This is a genomic window from Limosilactobacillus sp. DJ3M12, from assembly GCF_947381695.1.
GTDB lineage: Bacteria > Bacillota > Bacilli > Lactobacillales > Lactobacillaceae > Limosilactobacillus > Limosilactobacillus kinnaridis.
The window spans coordinates 30,993-48,042 of the sequence record NZ_CANCWY010000015.1 but is presented as its reverse complement, the minus strand read 5'-3'; the positions used below and the strand labels follow the sequence as shown (position 1 = coordinate 48,042).

General features: G+C 40.1%; 16 protein-coding genes. 15 read left to right on the top strand and 1 reads right to left on the bottom strand.

All coding sequences use genetic code 11. The annotated features are described in order from the left end of the window. Positions 1–189 precede the first annotated feature (189 nt). The 13 genes from QOS06_RS08045 to QOS06_RS07985 all read left to right on the top strand — a co-directional run bounded on the left by QOS06_RS08045 (position 190) and on the right by QOS06_RS07985 (position 14,917). Positions 190–600: a YwiB family protein gene (locus QOS06_RS08045; RefSeq protein WP_035160025.1), complete on the top strand. Its 411-nt coding sequence runs from the start codon at positions 190–192 to the stop codon at positions 598–600. 45 nt (positions 601–645) lie between these two features. Further along, entirely contained in the window at positions 646–1,203 is a 558-nt protein-coding gene (gene rpoE / locus QOS06_RS08040) for a DNA-directed RNA polymerase subunit delta (RefSeq protein ID WP_172401344.1), read from the top strand. A gap of 175 nt (positions 1,204–1,378) precedes the next feature. After that, positions 1,379–2,983, top strand: coding sequence for a CTP synthase (gene pyrG, locus QOS06_RS08035; RefSeq protein WP_003671286.1), 1,605 nt, complete (start codon positions 1,379–1,381; stop codon positions 2,981–2,983). A gap of 268 nt (positions 2,984–3,251) precedes the next feature. Further along, positions 3,252–4,529 carry a UDP-N-acetylglucosamine 1-carboxyvinyltransferase gene (gene murA, locus QOS06_RS08030; RefSeq protein ID WP_003671285.1) on the top strand — a complete coding sequence of 426 codons (1,278 nt, stop codon included), beginning with the start codon at positions 3,252–3,254 and terminating at the stop codon, positions 4,527–4,529. 92 nt (positions 4,530–4,621) lie between these two features. Next, complete coding sequence (locus tag QOS06_RS08025; RefSeq protein ID WP_003665599.1) at positions 4,622–4,867, top strand: type B 50S ribosomal protein L31; 246 nt, start codon at positions 4,622–4,624, stop codon at positions 4,865–4,867. Between the two features lie 159 nt (positions 4,868–5,026). Beyond that, positions 5,027–6,343: a PTS transporter subunit EIIC gene (locus tag QOS06_RS08020; protein WP_003671283.1), complete on the top strand. Its 1,317-nt coding sequence runs from the start codon at positions 5,027–5,029 to the stop codon at positions 6,341–6,343. Beyond that, positions 6,327–7,217, top strand: a complete 891-nt coding sequence (locus QOS06_RS08015; protein ID WP_003671281.1) for an alpha/beta hydrolase — start codon at positions 6,327–6,329, stop codon at positions 7,215–7,217. Before QOS06_RS08020 ends, QOS06_RS08015 begins: the two co-directional genes overlap by 17 nt. Positions 7,218–7,266: 49 nt before the next feature. Next, positions 7,267–7,971, top strand: a complete 705-nt coding sequence (locus QOS06_RS08010; protein WP_003671280.1) for a class A sortase — start codon at positions 7,267–7,269, stop codon at positions 7,969–7,971. Positions 7,972–8,386: 415 nt separating this feature from the next. After that, positions 8,387–10,768 (top strand): phosphoenolpyruvate synthase, encoded by a 2,382-nt coding sequence (gene ppsA, locus QOS06_RS08005; RefSeq protein WP_003671278.1) that lies wholly within the window; start codon positions 8,387–8,389, stop codon positions 10,766–10,768. 15 nt (positions 10,769–10,783) lie between these two features. Continuing rightward, positions 10,784–12,571, top strand: coding sequence for a right-handed parallel beta-helix repeat-containing protein (locus QOS06_RS08000; protein WP_283595739.1), 1,788 nt, complete (start codon positions 10,784–10,786; stop codon positions 12,569–12,571). A gap of 12 nt (positions 12,572–12,583) precedes the next feature. Continuing rightward, on the top strand, positions 12,584–13,363 hold the full coding sequence (gene tpiA, locus QOS06_RS07995; protein ID WP_003671275.1) for a triose-phosphate isomerase: 780 nt from the start codon (positions 12,584–12,586) through the stop codon (positions 13,361–13,363). Between the two features lie 11 nt (positions 13,364–13,374). Then, positions 13,375–14,241 carry a class II fructose-1,6-bisphosphate aldolase gene (gene fba, locus QOS06_RS07990; protein ID WP_035160021.1) on the top strand — a complete coding sequence of 289 codons (867 nt, stop codon included), beginning with the start codon at positions 13,375–13,377 and terminating at the stop codon, positions 14,239–14,241. A gap of 19 nt (positions 14,242–14,260) precedes the next feature. Then, entirely contained in the window at positions 14,261–14,917 is a 657-nt protein-coding gene (locus tag QOS06_RS07985) for a histidine phosphatase family protein (RefSeq protein WP_003671272.1), read from the top strand. A gap of 38 nt (positions 14,918–14,955) precedes the next feature. On the opposite strand, the gene QOS06_RS07980 is transcribed toward QOS06_RS07985, so the two are convergent. Next, positions 14,956–15,420 carry a low molecular weight protein-tyrosine-phosphatase gene (locus tag QOS06_RS07980; RefSeq protein WP_003667233.1) on the bottom strand — a complete coding sequence of 155 codons (465 nt, stop codon included), beginning with the start codon at positions 15,418–15,420 and terminating at the stop codon, positions 14,956–14,958. A 129-nt stretch (positions 15,421–15,549) separates the two neighbouring features. On the opposite strand from QOS06_RS07980, the gene QOS06_RS07975 reads away from it, so the two are divergent. Together QOS06_RS07975 and htpX are read left to right on the top strand one after the other, a co-directional pair. Further along, complete coding sequence (locus tag QOS06_RS07975) at positions 15,550–16,119, top strand: LemA family protein (RefSeq protein ID WP_003667234.1); 570 nt, start codon at positions 15,550–15,552, stop codon at positions 16,117–16,119. 2 nt (positions 16,120–16,121) lie between these two features. Beyond that, positions 16,122–17,018, top strand: coding sequence for a zinc metalloprotease HtpX (gene htpX, locus QOS06_RS07970; RefSeq protein ID WP_003671267.1), 897 nt, complete (start codon positions 16,122–16,124; stop codon positions 17,016–17,018). The last annotated feature ends 32 nt before the right edge of the window (positions 17,019–17,050 follow it).

Below are 17,050 nucleotides of genomic sequence, written 5' to 3'. Positions count from 1 at the left end.
TGGCTAATAGTCGTAACCTCTGCTTGAAGGTTCGTTCAGAATCGGTAGGGTAAGTATGCGATGTTTCCAGAATCTCCTACTTCAAGCATTAAACCGTAGGTTTAGCTAAGTGGGAGTAGTTCAATGGTAAAAAGAGTATAATAATGACGATGAGCAAAGTGAAAGGAGGAGTTTATTATCAAAAGTGTAATTCCTGTTCATGTAAATCTCTCAACGATCATTGATCAAAATGGACAGCAAGAAAAATTTACCTTTACTGAAGAAGGTACTTTTGTTGAAATGAATGGTAAGTATTATTTACGGTACATTGAACACCAAGATGGTCAAGAAACGCCGGTCCAAATTAAATTTGAAGATGAGCTAATCCGCTTAAGAAGGCGTGGAAATGTCGAAACAAACCTATTTTTAGACCCAACACAAGAAACCATCATGCGGTACCAAACAGAATACGGTATGATTAAAATTGACGTGTTAACAGAAAGTTTGGAAAAAGACGTTGATGTAAAGGCTCCGGCTGGCCACCTTTCTGTTAAGTACCAACTAAAACAAGCGGGACAATTAATAGGTAGTTACCAACTAGAATTGCAATTTGCTGCTTAATATTGTATGATGTAGTTTAGACTTTTTGAAGGGATGTGCACCAATTTGGATTTAAAGGTTTTTGACGGTCAGGACAAATCAGAACTTTCAATGATTGAAGTCGCACACGCTATTTTAGCTCACCATGGAGAAGCAATGGCGTTTGTTGATTTAACCAACGAGGTTCAGCAATATCTGGGTAAGAGCGATGAGGAAATTCGTGAACGTCTTGCACAGTTCTATACTGACTTAAATGTTGATGGCAGTTTTATTTCCCTTGGTGACAACACCTGGGGTCTGCGTGCTTGGTACCCATTCGAATCTATCGATGAAGCCACAGTTGGTGAAAACGAAGAAGATGAAGAGGATGATCGTCCAAAGAAGAAGCGGCGTAAAGTCAATGCTTTCCTCGCAGACACCGATGACGATGACGATGTAATTGACTATGACAATGATGATCCTGAAGATGAGGATCTTGATACTGACGATGACACTGATTCTGAAGATGATTATGATGACGACACTGATGACTTCAGTGACGACGATGATGATCTTGACGACGGTATTGAAGGTCAGCTATCAGAATTACATGATGAAGAAGATGAAGACGAGGATGACGAATGATTTTCAACTTTGTGCTTGACTATTATTTATTGACCCTGTATTATTTTTCTTGGGCGCCTGTAAAAACAGGCCAATAAGTTCGTAGATAAATAAGCTCCCTGTTTCAGTGTTTTATTTGAAATAGGGAGTTTTTTCTATTATCACACCCGCAAATATAAAAAAGGAGTAGACGACAATGACGAAATACATTTTTGTAACCGGTGGAGTTGTATCATCATTAGGAAAGGGAATCGTTGCTGCCTCTTTAGGACGGTTATTAAAAAATCGGGGCCTGAAGATTGCAATCCAAAAATTCGATCCTTACATCAATGTTGATCCCGGTACGATGAGTCCATACCAACACGGTGAAGTTTTTGTGACTGATGACGGAACAGAAACTGATTTGGACCTTGGTCACTATGAACGTTTTATCGATAATGATCTTAATAAATATTCAAATGTTACAACGGGTAAAATCTACTCTGAAGTTCTTCGTAAGGAACGCCGTGGGGATTACCTTGGTGGGACAGTACAAGTTATTCCACACATCACTAATGCCATTAAGGACAAGATTAAGCGTGCTGGTGAAAGTACTGATGCTGAAGTTGTAATTACCGAAATTGGTGGTACAGTTGGGGACATTGAATCACAACCATTCATGGAAGCTATTCGCCAAATGAAAGAAGAAGTGGGTAGTGAAAATGTATTGTACATCCATACTACCTTAGTACCATATCTTCGTGCTGCTGGTGAAATGAAGACTAAGCCAACTCAACACAGTGTTCGCGAATTACGTGGTTTAGGAATCCAACCTAACATTTTAGTTGTTCGGACAGAGCAACCAATTACTGATGATATGCGGAAGAAGATCGCCTTATTCTGTGATGTTGATCCTAAAGCCGTTGTTGAATCGATGGATGTTCATACCCTTTATGAAATTCCGTTAAACTTACAAAAGCAAGGAATGGATCAATTGGTTGTCGACCACTTTGGTTTAAACGTGCCAGAAGCTGACATGACAGAATGGACTGAAATGGTAAATCATATTGAACATGACTTAACTAAGACCGTTAAGATTGCGATGGTTGGTAAGTATACTGACTTACAGGATGCTTATATTTCAGTTAATGAATCATTACGTCATGCTGGTTATCCTGTCAATGCTAAGGTAAAGATTGACCACTTTAATGCTGAAAACATTACTCCAGAAAATGTTGAAGAGACATTGAAAGACTACGATGGGATTCTTGTTCCTGGTGGTTTTGGAAATCGGGGAGTAGAAGGAATGATCACTGCAATTAAGTATGCTCGGGAAAATGATGTTCCTTATCTCGGTATTTGCTTAGGAATGCAAACAGCATGTATTGAATTTGCACGCGATGTATTGGGCTACACTGATGCAAACTCAACTGAATTTGATACAAACACTAAACACAATATTATTGACTTGATGGCAGATCAAGCGGACATTGAAAATATGGGAGGAACACAACGGCTTGGTGCATATCCATGTAAGCTTAAGCCAGGAACAGTTGCGGCAGCGGCTTATGGTAACCAATCAATGATCAGTGAACGGCACCGTCACCGTTATGAATTCAACAACGACTACCGTCAAGAAATGGAAAACCATGGCTTAGTTATTTCTGGAGTAAACCCAGATCGGAATTTAGTTGAAGTAGTTGAAATTCCTGATAAAAAATTCTTCGTGGCTGCTCAATACCACCCAGAATTCAAGTCGCGTCCTAATCATCCAGAAGGATTATTTGCTGCATTTGTAAAAGCAGCTGCTGAGGACAAATAAAAAATTAAATTGTATAATATATTTAATACAAGAGATGGGGGCAAGAATGTCACTTCTCTTGTTTTTTGTTTAGTAGAATTATTAAATTTTAAGTTAAATATGCTAATTTTTGGCCTGACCTTATGTTTTTTTTTAAGATTGTTTATAAAAGGTTGTAATTCTCTTGATATTTCATTATTATTACAGTTGACTGTTTTGTAACTGAAATAATCATTAACTTAGCTTAAATGAAAAACAGACTAAAATTTTTAAGTGAGGAAACGCAGAAATGAAGAAAATGATCATTCAAGGAGGAAACCGTCTTTCTGGCGAAGTTACGATCGGTGGTGCCAAAAATAGTACAGTGGCATTAATTCCAGCTGCTATTCTTGCGGATACCCCTGTAGAGTTTGACACGGTTCCAGATATCTTGGATGTTCACAATCTGATGATTATTTTGGAGTCAATGAATGTAAAGTCCGAGTTTAGTCACGGAGTTTTAGATATTGATCCAACACAAATCGTAGAAGCTGAACTTCCAAGCAAGGCAATTAAAAGTCTTCGGGCTTCCTATTACTTTATGGGTGCATTATTAGGTCGTTTCCATCGCGCGACATTAACATTTCCGGGAGGCGATAATATCGGCCCTCGCCCAATTGACCAACATTTAAAAGCATTTAAAGCACTTGGAGCAACCGTTAGCGAAGAAAAGGGTACTGTTCATTTAGATGCGCCGAATGGCTTACATGGGTCTCGGATCTTTTTAGATATGGTATCAGTTGGTGCAACGATTAATGCTACCTTAGCAGCTGTTCGCGCTGAAGGAACAACGATTATTGAAAATGCAGCTCGTGAGCCGGAAATTATTGATTTGGCAACATTCTTAAATAATATGGGCGCCAAAATTCGGGGTGCTGGAACCGATACTATCCGTATCACTGGAGTAAAAACACTTCAGTCAATGAATACTCATACAATTATTGCTGATCGAATTGAAGCAGGAACATACCTATCCTTGGCAGCAGCGCTTGGTGATGGGGTTATGATCCATAATGTTATTCCTGAACACTTAGAATCATTTACCAGTAAAATGATTGAAATGGGTGTTGAACTTCAAATCGATAGCGATAAGATTTATGTACCAAAATCCAGTCATTTACATCCGGTTACTGTTAAGACAATGCCATTCCCTGGTTTTGCTACTGATTTACAACAACCGCTTACCCCATTGATGTCTCTTGCTGATGGTGATAGTACGATTGTTGATACCATTTATCCCAAGCGTGTAAAGCACATTTCCCAACTACAAAAAATGGGGATGAAGATTGAAGCACATGATGGGATGATTATCGTTAAACATACAGAAAAGCTTCATGGCGCAGAAGTCTCTGCAGGTGAGATTCGTGCCGGAGCAGCTTTAACCATTGCTGGATTAATGGCAGATGGACAGACTGTAATTAATAATGCCGGAAATATTTTACGGGGTTACGATCGAATTGTATGGAAGCTTAATCGCCTTCATGCCAATGTTTCTATTGAGGACGATTCTTCAGTAAAAATTGGTTAGAAGTTGCGTACTTCTTTAAATCGTGGTATCCTGTTAGAGTTGATTATCTATGTTTCAGGCAATGATTCATGGCAAAAGGAGCGTAATAAATTATGAAACAAGGAATTCATCCAGATTATCATCCAGTAGTTTTTGAAGATTCATCTACTGGTTACAAGTTTCTCTCTGGCTCAACAGCCACTTCAAGTGAAACTGTTAAGTGGGAAGACGGTAACGAATACCCATTAATTCGGGTTGAAGTTACTTCAGATTCACACCCATTCTACACTGGTAAGCAAAAGTTTACTCAAGCCGACGGTGCTGTCGACAAGTTCAACAAGAAGTACGGTCTCAAGTAATCGAACTTCTTATAATTCAAAAAAGCCGGGAAAAGCGAAAGTTTTTCCCGGCTTTTTTTGAATTAAGTCTAATAAATCATTATTAACGTTATTTTGCGTCTTTAAGTATTGATCTTTCTCTGCATATAATATTGATAATTGAGAAAGTGGGGGCTACCTATGCATGAAAAAATAATTAATCGAATAATTGCTCTGCATCGTTATTCTTTTGTTAGAATAACCCGGCAGACATTAATTATGATTTTTCCCATTGTTTTTATTGGAACGATGGCAAAGATGATTTTGAAAACTGTTTTTAAACCAGATGGATTTATTTATAATATTGCTTTTCTTGATGTAATACCACAGAACGTGTTGCGGATTATTCAATTTATGTTAACTAGCATTAGTCAATTAACCTTAGGGATTCTAGGAATTTATACTGTTTATATGGCAGCAAAATTTACAGCGAAAAGGTATCGGCGAGACGGTAAATTTGCCGGAATAACCGCTATTTTGACCCTTTTACTAATGTCTTATCGTTATGGCAAGTCGTCCCCGCAATTTTCCCTTAGCTTTTATCAACGGCTCCTCAGTGGCAATAGTTTGTTAATCGTTTTAATTCTTGGTTACGGAATCGGCCAGCTTTACCGGTGGTTAACCCCGCCCAAAGATGGTGATAATACCAATGCGTTGCCGTTATTACAGGAACGATCATTTAGTTCAATGCTGCCAATGACAATTAGTCTTATTTTTGGAGTGACGGTTGCTCTTTTCTTAAATTCCAACACAATCTATCATGCTTGGTCAACAAGTTACTCCACGTTAGTTACGACTGCCCAAGAGCATCGGCAATTATGGCTGACGTTATTAGCTACAATGGGGCTAACAATATTTGATTGGTTAGGATTAGGTGTTCCATACACTTCGATGGCGTTAACCTCTGGAGATTCATTTACTGCTAACTTGAACTATGCGCTCGCTCATGGAACTCCGTGGAATGTACCGTATGAGTTTTTAGGCAGTTCTCTTTATAATTCATTTGCTAACTTTGGGGGCGATGGATTGATCCTTGCCTTGATAGTTGCCATTCTGTTAACTTCTAATGGCTCCTATATGCATTGTGTTGCCCAGTGGACGGCCTTACCAACACTATTTAATTTTAATTATGCGGCAATGATTGGCTTACCGGTTGTATTTAATCCCTTATTTCTGATCCCATTTGTCTTCTTACCGATTGTAAACATTCTCCTTGCCAGTTTAGCGATTGCGATTCACTTAATACCTTCAACGCCTTACCCGGTTTTGCAGGGGACACCGGGACCCCTTATTAGTTTTTTGGGGACAAATGGTAATTGGGGAATTTTGATTTTTACCTTGGTATTGCTTTTAATCGATAGCGCTGCCTATATCCCCTTTGTAAAAATGGCCTTAGTCGTTGAAAATCGCTTAACATTAGCAGAACAGGACGTGATCAGTCATGAAAAAAATGACTAAATCAATTCTCCACACTCGTTTAGTATTGATTGGCCTAATATTGATCTTAGTCCTAATGGCAATTCCAGCATATTATTGGATGAAAGATACAAATAAATATTTAGCTGCCCAACATAATTCTAGAATGTCGCCGATAATTATGGTTCCTGGAAGCTCAGCAACACAAAACCGCTTTAATCCACTTATTCGTAAACTTAACGAGGATAGCCCTAAAAAACATAGTGTGTTGCGCTTAGAAGTAATGAACAGCGGTAAAATTGTTTCGCAAGGATGGATAAATCGCGGCGATAACGAGCCGATTATCGTGATTGGCTTTGAGAATAATCGCGATGGCTATCAAAATATAAAGAAACAAGCGCAAATGGTTAATAAAGCATTTGAACGATTGACGGAAGAGTATAATTTTAATAACTTTAAGGCGTTTGGCCATTCCAATGGGGGTCTAGTATGGACTTATTGGTTGGAACATTACTACTCTGAATATAAAGATGCGATTACAATTAAAAGGCTAATGATACTGGGAACGCCATACAACTTTGCGGAGTCTTCTGTTAGCCATCCGACGCAAATGTTTTCTGATTTTGTAAAGTATCGAAGTCGAATTCCTAAAAACTTATTAGTTTATTCGGTCGCAGGGACAGAAACTTATACATCGGATGGTCTCGTCCCAGAAGGAAGCGTCGATGCCGGTAAGTACATTTATCAAAAACAAGTGGCCCATTATACGAGTATGACGGTCACGGGAAAAGATGCTCAACACTCTAACTTGCCACAAAATAAACAGATTGTACGGTTAATTGAAGAGTATTTGCTTGATCCAAATGACAACGGTAATCCTAATTCGCAAAATAAGCAGGGGGCTACTCAAAATTAATTAAGCAGGTTATACTAAGTTCATAATAAAAAGTAAGGAGTTCAATATCGTGAAAAAAGATAAAAAGCGATCATTTGAATGGTTATGGTGGACAGCGGTTGTTGTACTGTTATTGATTTCAGTTGTCTTAATTTTTAACCAACAGATTAAGTCTTACTTAGTAGGGAGTTATAAACCTGAGATTACTCGGCAAACGGTTCAAAGCAACCAAAAGAAAAAAGCGACCTATGATTTTCAAAGTGTCAAAGATCTTAACTTGCAAACGGCTGCCAAGGCTCGTGCAAATAAGCAATCGATTAATACCATTGGAGCAATTACGGTTCCGGCTATTAATATGACGATTCCAATTGCTAATGGGATTGATAATACAACCCTTGCGTTAGCAGCAGGAACCCTTCGTCCGGACATGAAGATGGGGGAAGGTAACTATGCGTTAGCTGGTCATAATATGGCCCACGGGAGTAAAATCCTATTTTCCCCATTGTATTATCATGCTAAGGTGGGACAGATGATTTATATCACCAACATGGATCGCGTTTATGAATATAAGATTTATCAACGTGAATTCATTGCGGCGACCCGGGTTGATGTGGTAGATAATACACCGGAAAAGATTATTACTTTGATCACCTGTGATGCTACCGGGACCAATCGGTTGATGATCCGCGGTAAATTTGTTAAGTCAGAACCATTTACGCAAGCACCACAAAATGTGCAAAAGAATTTTAGCGAGAAATATACAACAGGTCGTTAAACAACCTAAGATTAGTTCAGGAAGCGAGACAGAAGTCACTTGTGACTTCGTTTTTCGACGCGAAGCAAGCCTCTGGGAGCCCCCGCAAGCAACAATAGGCCTCCAATGTTCGGTTTTTAAGCCGGACGTTGGAGGCCATTGTTGTACTGCGTATTTGCTTTTTATGAAAGTAACTTAACTTATATCAAAGTCCTTTTTTGCTTGCAAATTTTTAGCAATATTTGTAATCCATTCCAAATTAAGAAAAACACAATGACGATAAAAATAGCCAAATTAAAATAAATTTTAAGTAAACAGATGAGCGAACGGACAGGAATGCCACCGTTTGCTCATTTTTTTGCTGTAAATAAATTTCTTGACTCTTTTTTAGGAACCACCTAAGAAGGAGATACATTGAATTTAAGGAGATGCAGTAATGGAAAAACGCGAACAAATGAATGTTTTATGGTTTGATGAATTGCATCGCTCGGACGTTAATCTCGTTGGTGGGAAGTCCTCTTCATTAGGGGAAATGACTTCTGCAATGAAAATTCCAGTTCCATATGGATTTGCGACGACAACTCACGCTTATCGTCAATTTATGGCGGAAACGGGATTAAACGACCAAATTAATAAATTATTAGCCGAAATTAATGACTATGAAAATGCTGACGAACTTCATCGGGTTTGCTCACATATTCGGCAGATGATTGTCGAAGCACCGATGCCAAGTGAGATCGCTATGACAATCAAAAAAGCTTATGCAGCCTTATCAGAAAAAATGGGTGAAACTGAACCATTTGTAGCAATTAGGTCAAGTGCTACCGCTGAAGATTTACCGAATGCTTCTTTTGCGGGGCAGCAAGAATCGTATTTGAACGTGCGTGGAGCTGAAATGGTATTAGCAAAGGTTCAAGAATGTTATGCTTCCTTGTTTACCGATCGGGCAACCTATTACCGGCATAAGCAACATTTTCCTCATGAAAAAGTGGCTTTATCTGCGGCCGTTCAGATGATGGTTTTCTCAAAAGCTTCTGGGGTTATGTTTTCAGTTAACGTGGCGAACGGAAATGATGCCCAAATTGTTATTGATACGATTTGGGGATTAGGTGAATACATTGTTTTAGGAAAAGTAACACCGGATCATTTTGTGATTAATAAAAATAACCTTCAAGTAGTAGAACGTTCGGTAGTTCCGAAAGCAATTGAATTGTGTCAAACCCCTGGTGGCGGAGTACATGAAGAACCGGTGCCAGCAGACCGGGCAATCCGGCCAGCGCTAACTGAAAACCAAATTCATGAATTAGCAGGATACGCAAAGGAAATTGAAAAGCACTATGGTTGTTACATGGACATGGAATTTGCGCTAGACGCCCGCACAGATCGGTTATGGCTAGTACAAGCTCGTCCAGAAACGGTTTGGTCGAATAAAAATAATAAGCAAGCAACAAAGGAGTCCACTGTCTCAATGAATAAAACTAAAAAAATCTTGGTCAAAGGATTACCAGCAAGTCCAGGCGTTTCCACTGGAAAGGTACATGTAATTGCGGATCCTAAAGATATTGATGAATTTGAAGAAGGAGAAATATTAGTAACGTTGATGACTTCGCCTGATTGGGTACCGGCAATGAAAAAAGCAGCAGCAATCATCACCGATAATGGTGGAATGACCTGCCATGCCGCAATTGTTTCTCGTGAAATGCAGATTCCGTGTATCGTTGGAACCAAGAGCTGTGGGCAGGCAGTTACTGAAATGCTACAAGATGGTGAACAAGTGACCGTTGATGCTAAAAATGGAGTCGTTTATCAAGGTGATCTCGCAGAACAATTTAATGGCGAAAAAGAGACAACGGAATGTCACCATGCAGAATATTACGCGCCGACTGCAACCAGGGTCATGATGAATTTAGGCGATCCAGAACTAGCAGAAAAATATGCAGAACTCCCTGTTGATGGCATTGGCTTAATGCGAGAAGAATTTCTTTGGACGACTTATATTCATGACCATCCCCTCTACTTAATTGAAACTGGTCATCCCGAAAAAGTTGTTGATATGTTAGCAGATGGGATTGCTAAAGTGGCTCGGGCGATTGCTCCACGGCCGATGGTTTTACGTTTTTCTGATTTTAAGTCGGGAGAATACCGTAATTTAACGGGCGGCGATAAATATGAGTCCCATGAACCTGCCGACTTATTGGGATGGCGCGGCGCTTCTCGGTACTATGATCCCAAATATATCGAAGCTTTTAAGCTAGAACTTGCGGCGGTAAAAAAGGTGCGTCGAGAATTCCAGTTAAAGAACCTCAATGTAATGATTCCGTTTGTCCGCACCGTTGCCGAAGCTGATAAAGTTACAAAATTAATGGCAGCTGCCGGGTTACATCGTGGTCCAGATTTTAAGGTATACATGATGGCCGAGATCCCAAGTAATATCATCTTGGCAGATCAGTTTAATAAATATGTTGATGGTTATTCGATTGGGTCCAATGATTTAGCAATGCTTATTTTAGGTTGTGATCGGAATAATGATACAGTGGCCCACCTCTTTGATGAACGTAATCTTGCGGTGAAACGTGCGATTAGCCACCTTATTAAGGCTGCTCACCAAGATAACAAGACGGTTTCAATATGTGGGCAAGCACCATCTGAATATCCTGAATTAGCATCTTTCTTAATTCAGCAAGGGATTGATTATATTTCAGTCAATCCAGATATGGTTAAAGAAACCAAACAGAACGTGGCAAGGATTGAACAGCGCATAATCCTGGATAACGCGACGGGTAAGGGACGACAAGCTGTGGAAAATTATGCATGGTAGAAAGGATTGAATAAAATGCAAATTTTTGTTGATATTAATGCTTCTGAAAACGGTAATGGTTCACAAGAGTTTCCGTTTAAGTACATCCAACAAGCGGCGGATATCGCTCAACCGGGGGATTATGTTCAAGTAATGCCGGGGGAATATCATGAGGAAGTTCATCCACAATATTCCGGCACTAGTGATAAGCCGATTATTTATGCATCTGCTAAGCAAAATCGGGCAATCATTACGGGCGCTGACCGTGTTACTGGCTGGCAACATGTTGCTGGTCCGGTATGGCAATTAAAACTCCCTAATGCCGAATTTGGTAACTATAATCCATACAACGTTTTAGTTGATCAAACCTTTAATCATGCCGGTGAAATCTTCCTAAATAATAAAGCAATGTATGAGGTTGATCAGTTAGCAAAAGTTGAAACACCAAGTGAAAACAAATTTTCCCGAGACCGGAAATTTACCTGCTATACCTGGTATACCGAACAGTTGCCAGCAGAAGATTCAACCGTAATCTATGCAAACTTTCAAGCGCAAAATCCTAATGATGAACATGTTGAACTGACTTTCCGTGAGACGTGTTTCTATCCAGAAAAAGCAGGACTCAATCACCTTATTCTATCGGGCTTTACAATGACGAAGGCTGCTTGTCGATGGGCATCTTCGCAATATAATAAGGGGATTATTGGTACTAATCGTGGTCAGGGATGGAAGATTGCCAAGTGTGACATTTCTCACGCTAAGTGTTCTGGGATCTCCCTTGGTCGAAATATTGTTCCAACCATTGACGATGATAAGGTTTATCCACACCGGATTAAGAACAATATGATTCATGATTGCGGGCAGACTGGAATTATCGGTGTTGAAGGCAACCCATCGCCGATTATTGAACACAATAGTATTTACAACATTAACGTCCGCCAAAACCTTGTCAGTGATGATGTCAGTGCGATCAACCTTTCGCCAGCGATTGGGGCTAAGATTTTACGCAACTGCATTCATGATTGCACGCGCGGAATTTGGCTTGGTGGCAAGGTCGAAGATACCCAAATTTCACGGAATGTGTTCTACAACAATTCACTGCCAGATTCATTTGAAGTCACAAACGAAAATCGGGAGGACTTAGTAGCGGCCCTTGGTGAAGATATTGAAATTAAGGATTCGATGGGTGTGACCTTGATTGATAATAATTTCCTATTATCGGATTGTACGCTTAAGCTCGAATCTAAGGGCGTCCTTCTCGTTCATAACCTAATTAATGGCAGTGTGGAATGGTTAAGCAATACGAATGTTGCTGAAAATGATCCTTACTACCACCGCCTTTATCAACAAAATACGCCAGAAAGTGCTCCTTACGATTCTTCTTGTTTCTATAACAATGTCTTTATCCGGAAGAACCTCCGGAGTGAAATGGCAAAATTAATTGCATTTGCCCACAAACAGGCAAGTGAACAACCAATCGATAATCATATTAGCGATGATAATGCTGCTTATGTTGGCCTAGCCAGTGGACAACGAAGCTATATTCCAGCTAATAAAGCAGGAAATATCTTTATGAATGATGAGCAAGAAGACGTTAAGGTCGCCATCGATTCAAGTGAAGATGGGGTATTTCTTAATAGTAATATTTGCGACTACTTGAATGAAGATACTAGTCGGGTGATCGCGGTTGGTGTTACTCCCGAGACTGCCCGTGATTTTGATACAGATTTCTTAGGGAACCATCGTGAAGGAATTAGTGTAACCGCTGGACCTTTTGATACGAAAGAAGAATATAGTCAACGCTTATTTAGACTACTGTTTTAAGGAGGTAAAGGAATGCGCAAACCGTTTATTATTGCGAACTGGAAAATGAATAAAAATGTTCATGAATCCGTTGCGTTTGTTAAAGCAATTAAAGAAAAACTCCCGGCAAATAAAGAAATTGGGATCGCGGCACAAGCAGTCTCGCTCTATAACATGAAAAAAGTGGCGGGATCTTCCAACTTACAAATTATTGCTCAAAATGCATCTGCTGAGTTAGAGGGACCGTATACTGGAGAAATTAGCATGCGAAGTTTAGCAGATGCGGGCGTGACATACGTGATGCTAGGGCATTTAGAGCGCCGGCGCCTTTTTAACGAGAATAATGATTCAATTAATCAAAAAGTTTTAGCAGCCCTCAATGCTGGTATTATTCCAATCATTTGTACGGATGAAGAGATGGTCCAAACAGAAGTTAACGGACAAATTCATTATGTATTTCGCCAACTAAAAAGCGTCCTTAAGGGGGTACCAGCTAATAAACTATCACAGATTGTTATTTCGTATGAACCAAGTTGGGCCGTTGGGAGCACGCATCAAGCAAATCCAGACATTGCGGAAGAGGGATGTCTGGCAATTCGTCAAAGTCTAGTTGAAATGTATGGTAATGAGATTGGCGAGCAAGTCCGAATACTCTATGGTGGCAGTGTTAATCCCGAGAATATTGGTCAAATTATGAGTAAACCAAATGTTGATGGGGCGCTAATCGGTCGCGCAAGTCTCGAGATTGAAAGCTTCTTACAAATGATTAATTATATCGAATTAGCGAGCAAGCAGAAGTTACAGGTAATTTAGGAGGAAGAATGATGGCTTACTTTGATAACGGAAACAAACTTTTTGATGATGCACGGAAGAATCAATACGCAATTGGGGCATATAATATTAATAATCTTGAATGGACCCGGGCAATTTTGCGGGCGGCAGCGGAGACTAATACCCCAGTTCTGATCCAAGTTTCAATGGGAGCTGCCAAATATATGGGTGGTTATAAATTTGTCAAAGATATGGTTGAAGACCAGATGGATGCAATGGAAATTAAAGTTCCAGTTATCCTGAATCTTGATCATGGTGACTATGATGCAGCGATTGAATGCATTAACTTAGGGTATTCGTCAGTCATGTTTGATGGCCATAAGTTGCCGATTGAAGAAAATTATGCCAAAACCAAAGAGATTGTCCAATTAGCGCATTCACGCGGCATTGCGGTTGAAGCCGAAATCGGTAAAGTGGGAGAAAATCAGGATACCAGCAGTGGGGAACTTGCTGATGTTGAAGATGCAATGGCGTTTGCAGCAATGGGGGTTGACCGTCTTGCTTGTGGGATTGGTAACATTCACGGCATTTACCCTGCTAATTGGCCAGGGTTAGACTTTGACCGCCTTCAAGAAATTGCGAATGCGATTGATATTCCGCTAGTGCTTCACGGTGGTTCAGGAATTCCTAGAGAACAGGTTCAAAAAGCAATTTCAATGGGGATTGCAAAGGTGAATATCAATACTGAATTCCAGTTAGCGTTCCAAGATGCAACCCGGAAGTATATTGAAAATGAATTAGACCTCAATAAAGAACAAAAAGGATATGATCCGCGGAAATTATTACTTCCCGGAACAGATGCAATAACTGCTAAAATGAAAGATATGATTGAATGGTTAGGCACGCCAGCAGTCGCCTAATTATAATGGAGGTTATCGAATGGCAATCACAGTTTACTTTGTCCGGCACGGTGAGACCTACTTCAACCGGTTTGCTCGCCTGCAAGGATGGTCAGATACCCCGCTTACAGAAAAAGGAGAGATGGATGCTAAAAAGATCGGCCAAGTTTTAGCGGACTTAAGGATCGATTACCTTTTCTCCAGTGATTTAAAACGAGCAGTTGATACTGCACGGCTTTTAATTGCGGATCACCTAACTGCGACGGTGAAGGAACCAATCCAAAAAAAGTTCTTCCGCGAGGTATTTTATGGGTCTTTTGAAGGTCATAGTAATGAAGAAGGCGCTATCTGGGCAAGCTATCTTGAAGGCAAGCGATTTAGGCGTATCGGTGAATTAGTTGATGAGTTTGGCGTTGAAAAAGCGCATGACTTACTGAAAGCCGCCGATCCGGCTCACCTTGCAGAAGATAGTAATGAATTAAATGCCCGTGTAGAGCAGGCAATTGCCTTTTTGCAAAGCTTACCGGATGAGAGTAATGTGGTTGTAGTAGCCCATGGATCGATTATCCAATATATTGCGGGGATGTATGGGAAACCTGGATACAAGTATGAAAACTTACATAACGGCGCGCTGATGAAGGTTCAGCTAACAGTTAGAGACGTTGAAATTACTGGATACAATCAATTTAAACTATAAAAAGAGGCAAGGAATTATTTTCCAAACCTCTTTTGTTGTTAGGACAATTCTTTAGTAATTTTATCCAGCCATAATGGCAATGTCTCGTTTAGGCTATTGTAAGTATCTTCAAAGCGGTGAGTATACCAAGGATCAGGAATTTCTTGATCTTCTTTGCCAGGAATTACTTCATATGCTAAGTGGACTTTATCACGATCTTGCGCTGGTGCAATGCGTTGTAAGTTGTACTTGTTCATATTATCCATGCAGATGATGTAATCAGCCCACTCGAAGTCTTGTCGTGTAATTGGGCGTGAGATTAAGCCATCCGTTGATAACCCGTGTGCGTGCATTGTCTTTGCGGCACCTGGGTGGGGACCATTTCCTTCTTCTTCGTTACTTGTTCCAGCAGAATCAACATTGATTTTGCCATTTAATCCTGCGTCATCAACCATTTGCTTGAACATTGCCTCGGCCATTGGTGACCGACAAATGTTTCCTAAGCAGACAAATAAAACGTTCATGTAATCACCTCGTTTATACTTCTATCATACCGAAAAAGATAATATTTTGCTAAAATATTCGGGAATCCTAACACTATCCTTAAGTTTTTGGTAAAATTAAGAACAAATATTTTTAGAGGAGGAACAAAAATGACCCTTATTATTGTAATTGTTGTCATTGTCTTGTTGATTGCTATTTATGCAGGACTTTACAACAGTTTGATTCAATTGCGGACACACGCACAAGAATCCTGGAGTCAAATTGATGTTCAATTACAACGACGTAACGACTTGATCCCTAACTTAATTTCAACAGTTAAGGGCTATAGCAAGTATGAAGCGGGAACCTTGGAAAAGGTGACAAAGCTGCGGACGGAATTAAATAGTATTCCAGACAGCGATCATGCTAAAAAAATGGAAGTTTCCAATGAATTAACGGGAACTTTACGGACATTGTTTGCCGTCGCTGAAAATTATCCAGACTTAAAAGCAAGTGCTGAATACCAAAAATTAATGGAAGAATTAACCAATACTGAAAACAAGATTGCCTACTCACGGCAGCTTTACAACAGTACTGTGGCGGCTTTAGATGCTAAGATTCAATCTTTCCCAAGCAACATTGTGGCTAAAATTCATCACTTCCAACAAATGGATTACTTACAAGTGCCAGAAGAAGCCAAGGCTGTGCCAAAAGTTTCATTTGATGATTTAGGTGATTAAGCATGTTATATCAGCAAATTGCCCGTAATAAACGAAAAACAATTTTGGTGATGTTTGGGTTCTTTGTATTGCTTGCTTTAATTGGGGCCGCGATTGGCTATTTATTTGCGCGGACAGCGATTGGCGGCATGATCATTGCGGCGATTATTGCGGTGATCTATATGTCCGTGATCATTGGTCAATCGACTGATGTAGTGATGCGGATGAATAACGCGACGGAGGTACGATCAGCGAGTGATGCGCCAGAACTTTGGCATATTGTTGAAGATATGGCTTTAGTTGCACGGGTACCAATGCCAAAAGTCTATATCATCCATGACCCAAGTCCCAATGCTTTTGCGACTGGTAATGATCCTGAGCATGCTGCTGTGGCCGCTACTACTGGTTTGATGGAAAAAATGAATCGTGAGGAACTAGAAGGGGTAATGGCCCATGAAATGACTCACGTTCGTAACTATGACATCCGTCTGCAAACAATTGCGTTAGCCTTAGCATCCGCAATCGCAATGCTTGTTAATTTTGCTGGAAATTTCTGGTGGATTGGTGGTCGGAGCAGTAGTGATGACCGGGATAATCCATCAAGTATTTTCGCCATCCTTGGTTCGATTCTTTTGATTATCTTAGCGCCATTGGCAGCAACCATTGCGCAGATGGCTCTTTCACGTAATCGGGAATACTTAGCCGATGCAGGTGCTGTGGAATTAACCCGTAATCCGCAAGGGATGATTAGTGCATTGGAAAAGCTAAAAACTGCTGTTCCAATGAAACATGTGGACCCAAGCAGTTCGGCATTATATATTAGCGATCCAGAAAAGAACGCTAAGCACCATCCTTTTTCAAATCTATTTGACACTCACCCCCCGCTAGAGAAGCGAATTGAACGGTTGCGTCAAATGTAATAAGTTTATAGCAAAGACTGAGAAAAAACTTT

Coding starts and splice junctions, on each gene's coding strand:
- pyrG (WP_003671286.1), top strand. CDS start 1,379: ATGACGAAATACATTTTTGTAACCGGTGGAGTTGTATCATCATTAGGA.
- murA (WP_003671285.1), top strand. CDS start 3,252: ATGAAGAAAATGATCATTCAAGGAGGAAACCGTCTTTCTGGCGAAGTT.
- QOS06_RS08025 (WP_003665599.1), top strand. CDS start 4,622: ATGAAACAAGGAATTCATCCAGATTATCATCCAGTAGTTTTTGAAGAT.
- QOS06_RS08020 (WP_003671283.1), top strand. CDS start 5,027: ATGCATGAAAAAATAATTAATCGAATAATTGCTCTGCATCGTTATTCT.
- QOS06_RS08015 (WP_003671281.1), top strand. CDS start 6,327: ATGAAAAAAATGACTAAATCAATTCTCCACACTCGTTTAGTATTGATT.
- ppsA (WP_003671278.1), top strand. CDS start 8,387: ATGGAAAAACGCGAACAAATGAATGTTTTATGGTTTGATGAATTGCAT.
- QOS06_RS08000 (WP_283595739.1), top strand. CDS start 10,784: ATGCAAATTTTTGTTGATATTAATGCTTCTGAAAACGGTAATGGTTCA.
- tpiA (WP_003671275.1), top strand. CDS start 12,584: ATGCGCAAACCGTTTATTATTGCGAACTGGAAAATGAATAAAAATGTT.
- fba (WP_035160021.1), top strand. CDS start 13,375: ATGGCTTACTTTGATAACGGAAACAAACTTTTTGATGATGCACGGAAG.
- QOS06_RS07985 (WP_003671272.1), top strand. CDS start 14,261: ATGGCAATCACAGTTTACTTTGTCCGGCACGGTGAGACCTACTTCAAC.
- QOS06_RS07980 (WP_003667233.1), bottom strand. CDS start 15,420: ATGAACGTTTTATTTGTCTGCTTAGGAAACATTTGTCGGTCACCAATG.
- QOS06_RS07975 (WP_003667234.1), top strand. CDS start 15,550: ATGACCCTTATTATTGTAATTGTTGTCATTGTCTTGTTGATTGCTATT.
- htpX (WP_003671267.1), top strand. CDS start 16,122: ATGTTATATCAGCAAATTGCCCGTAATAAACGAAAAACAATTTTGGTG.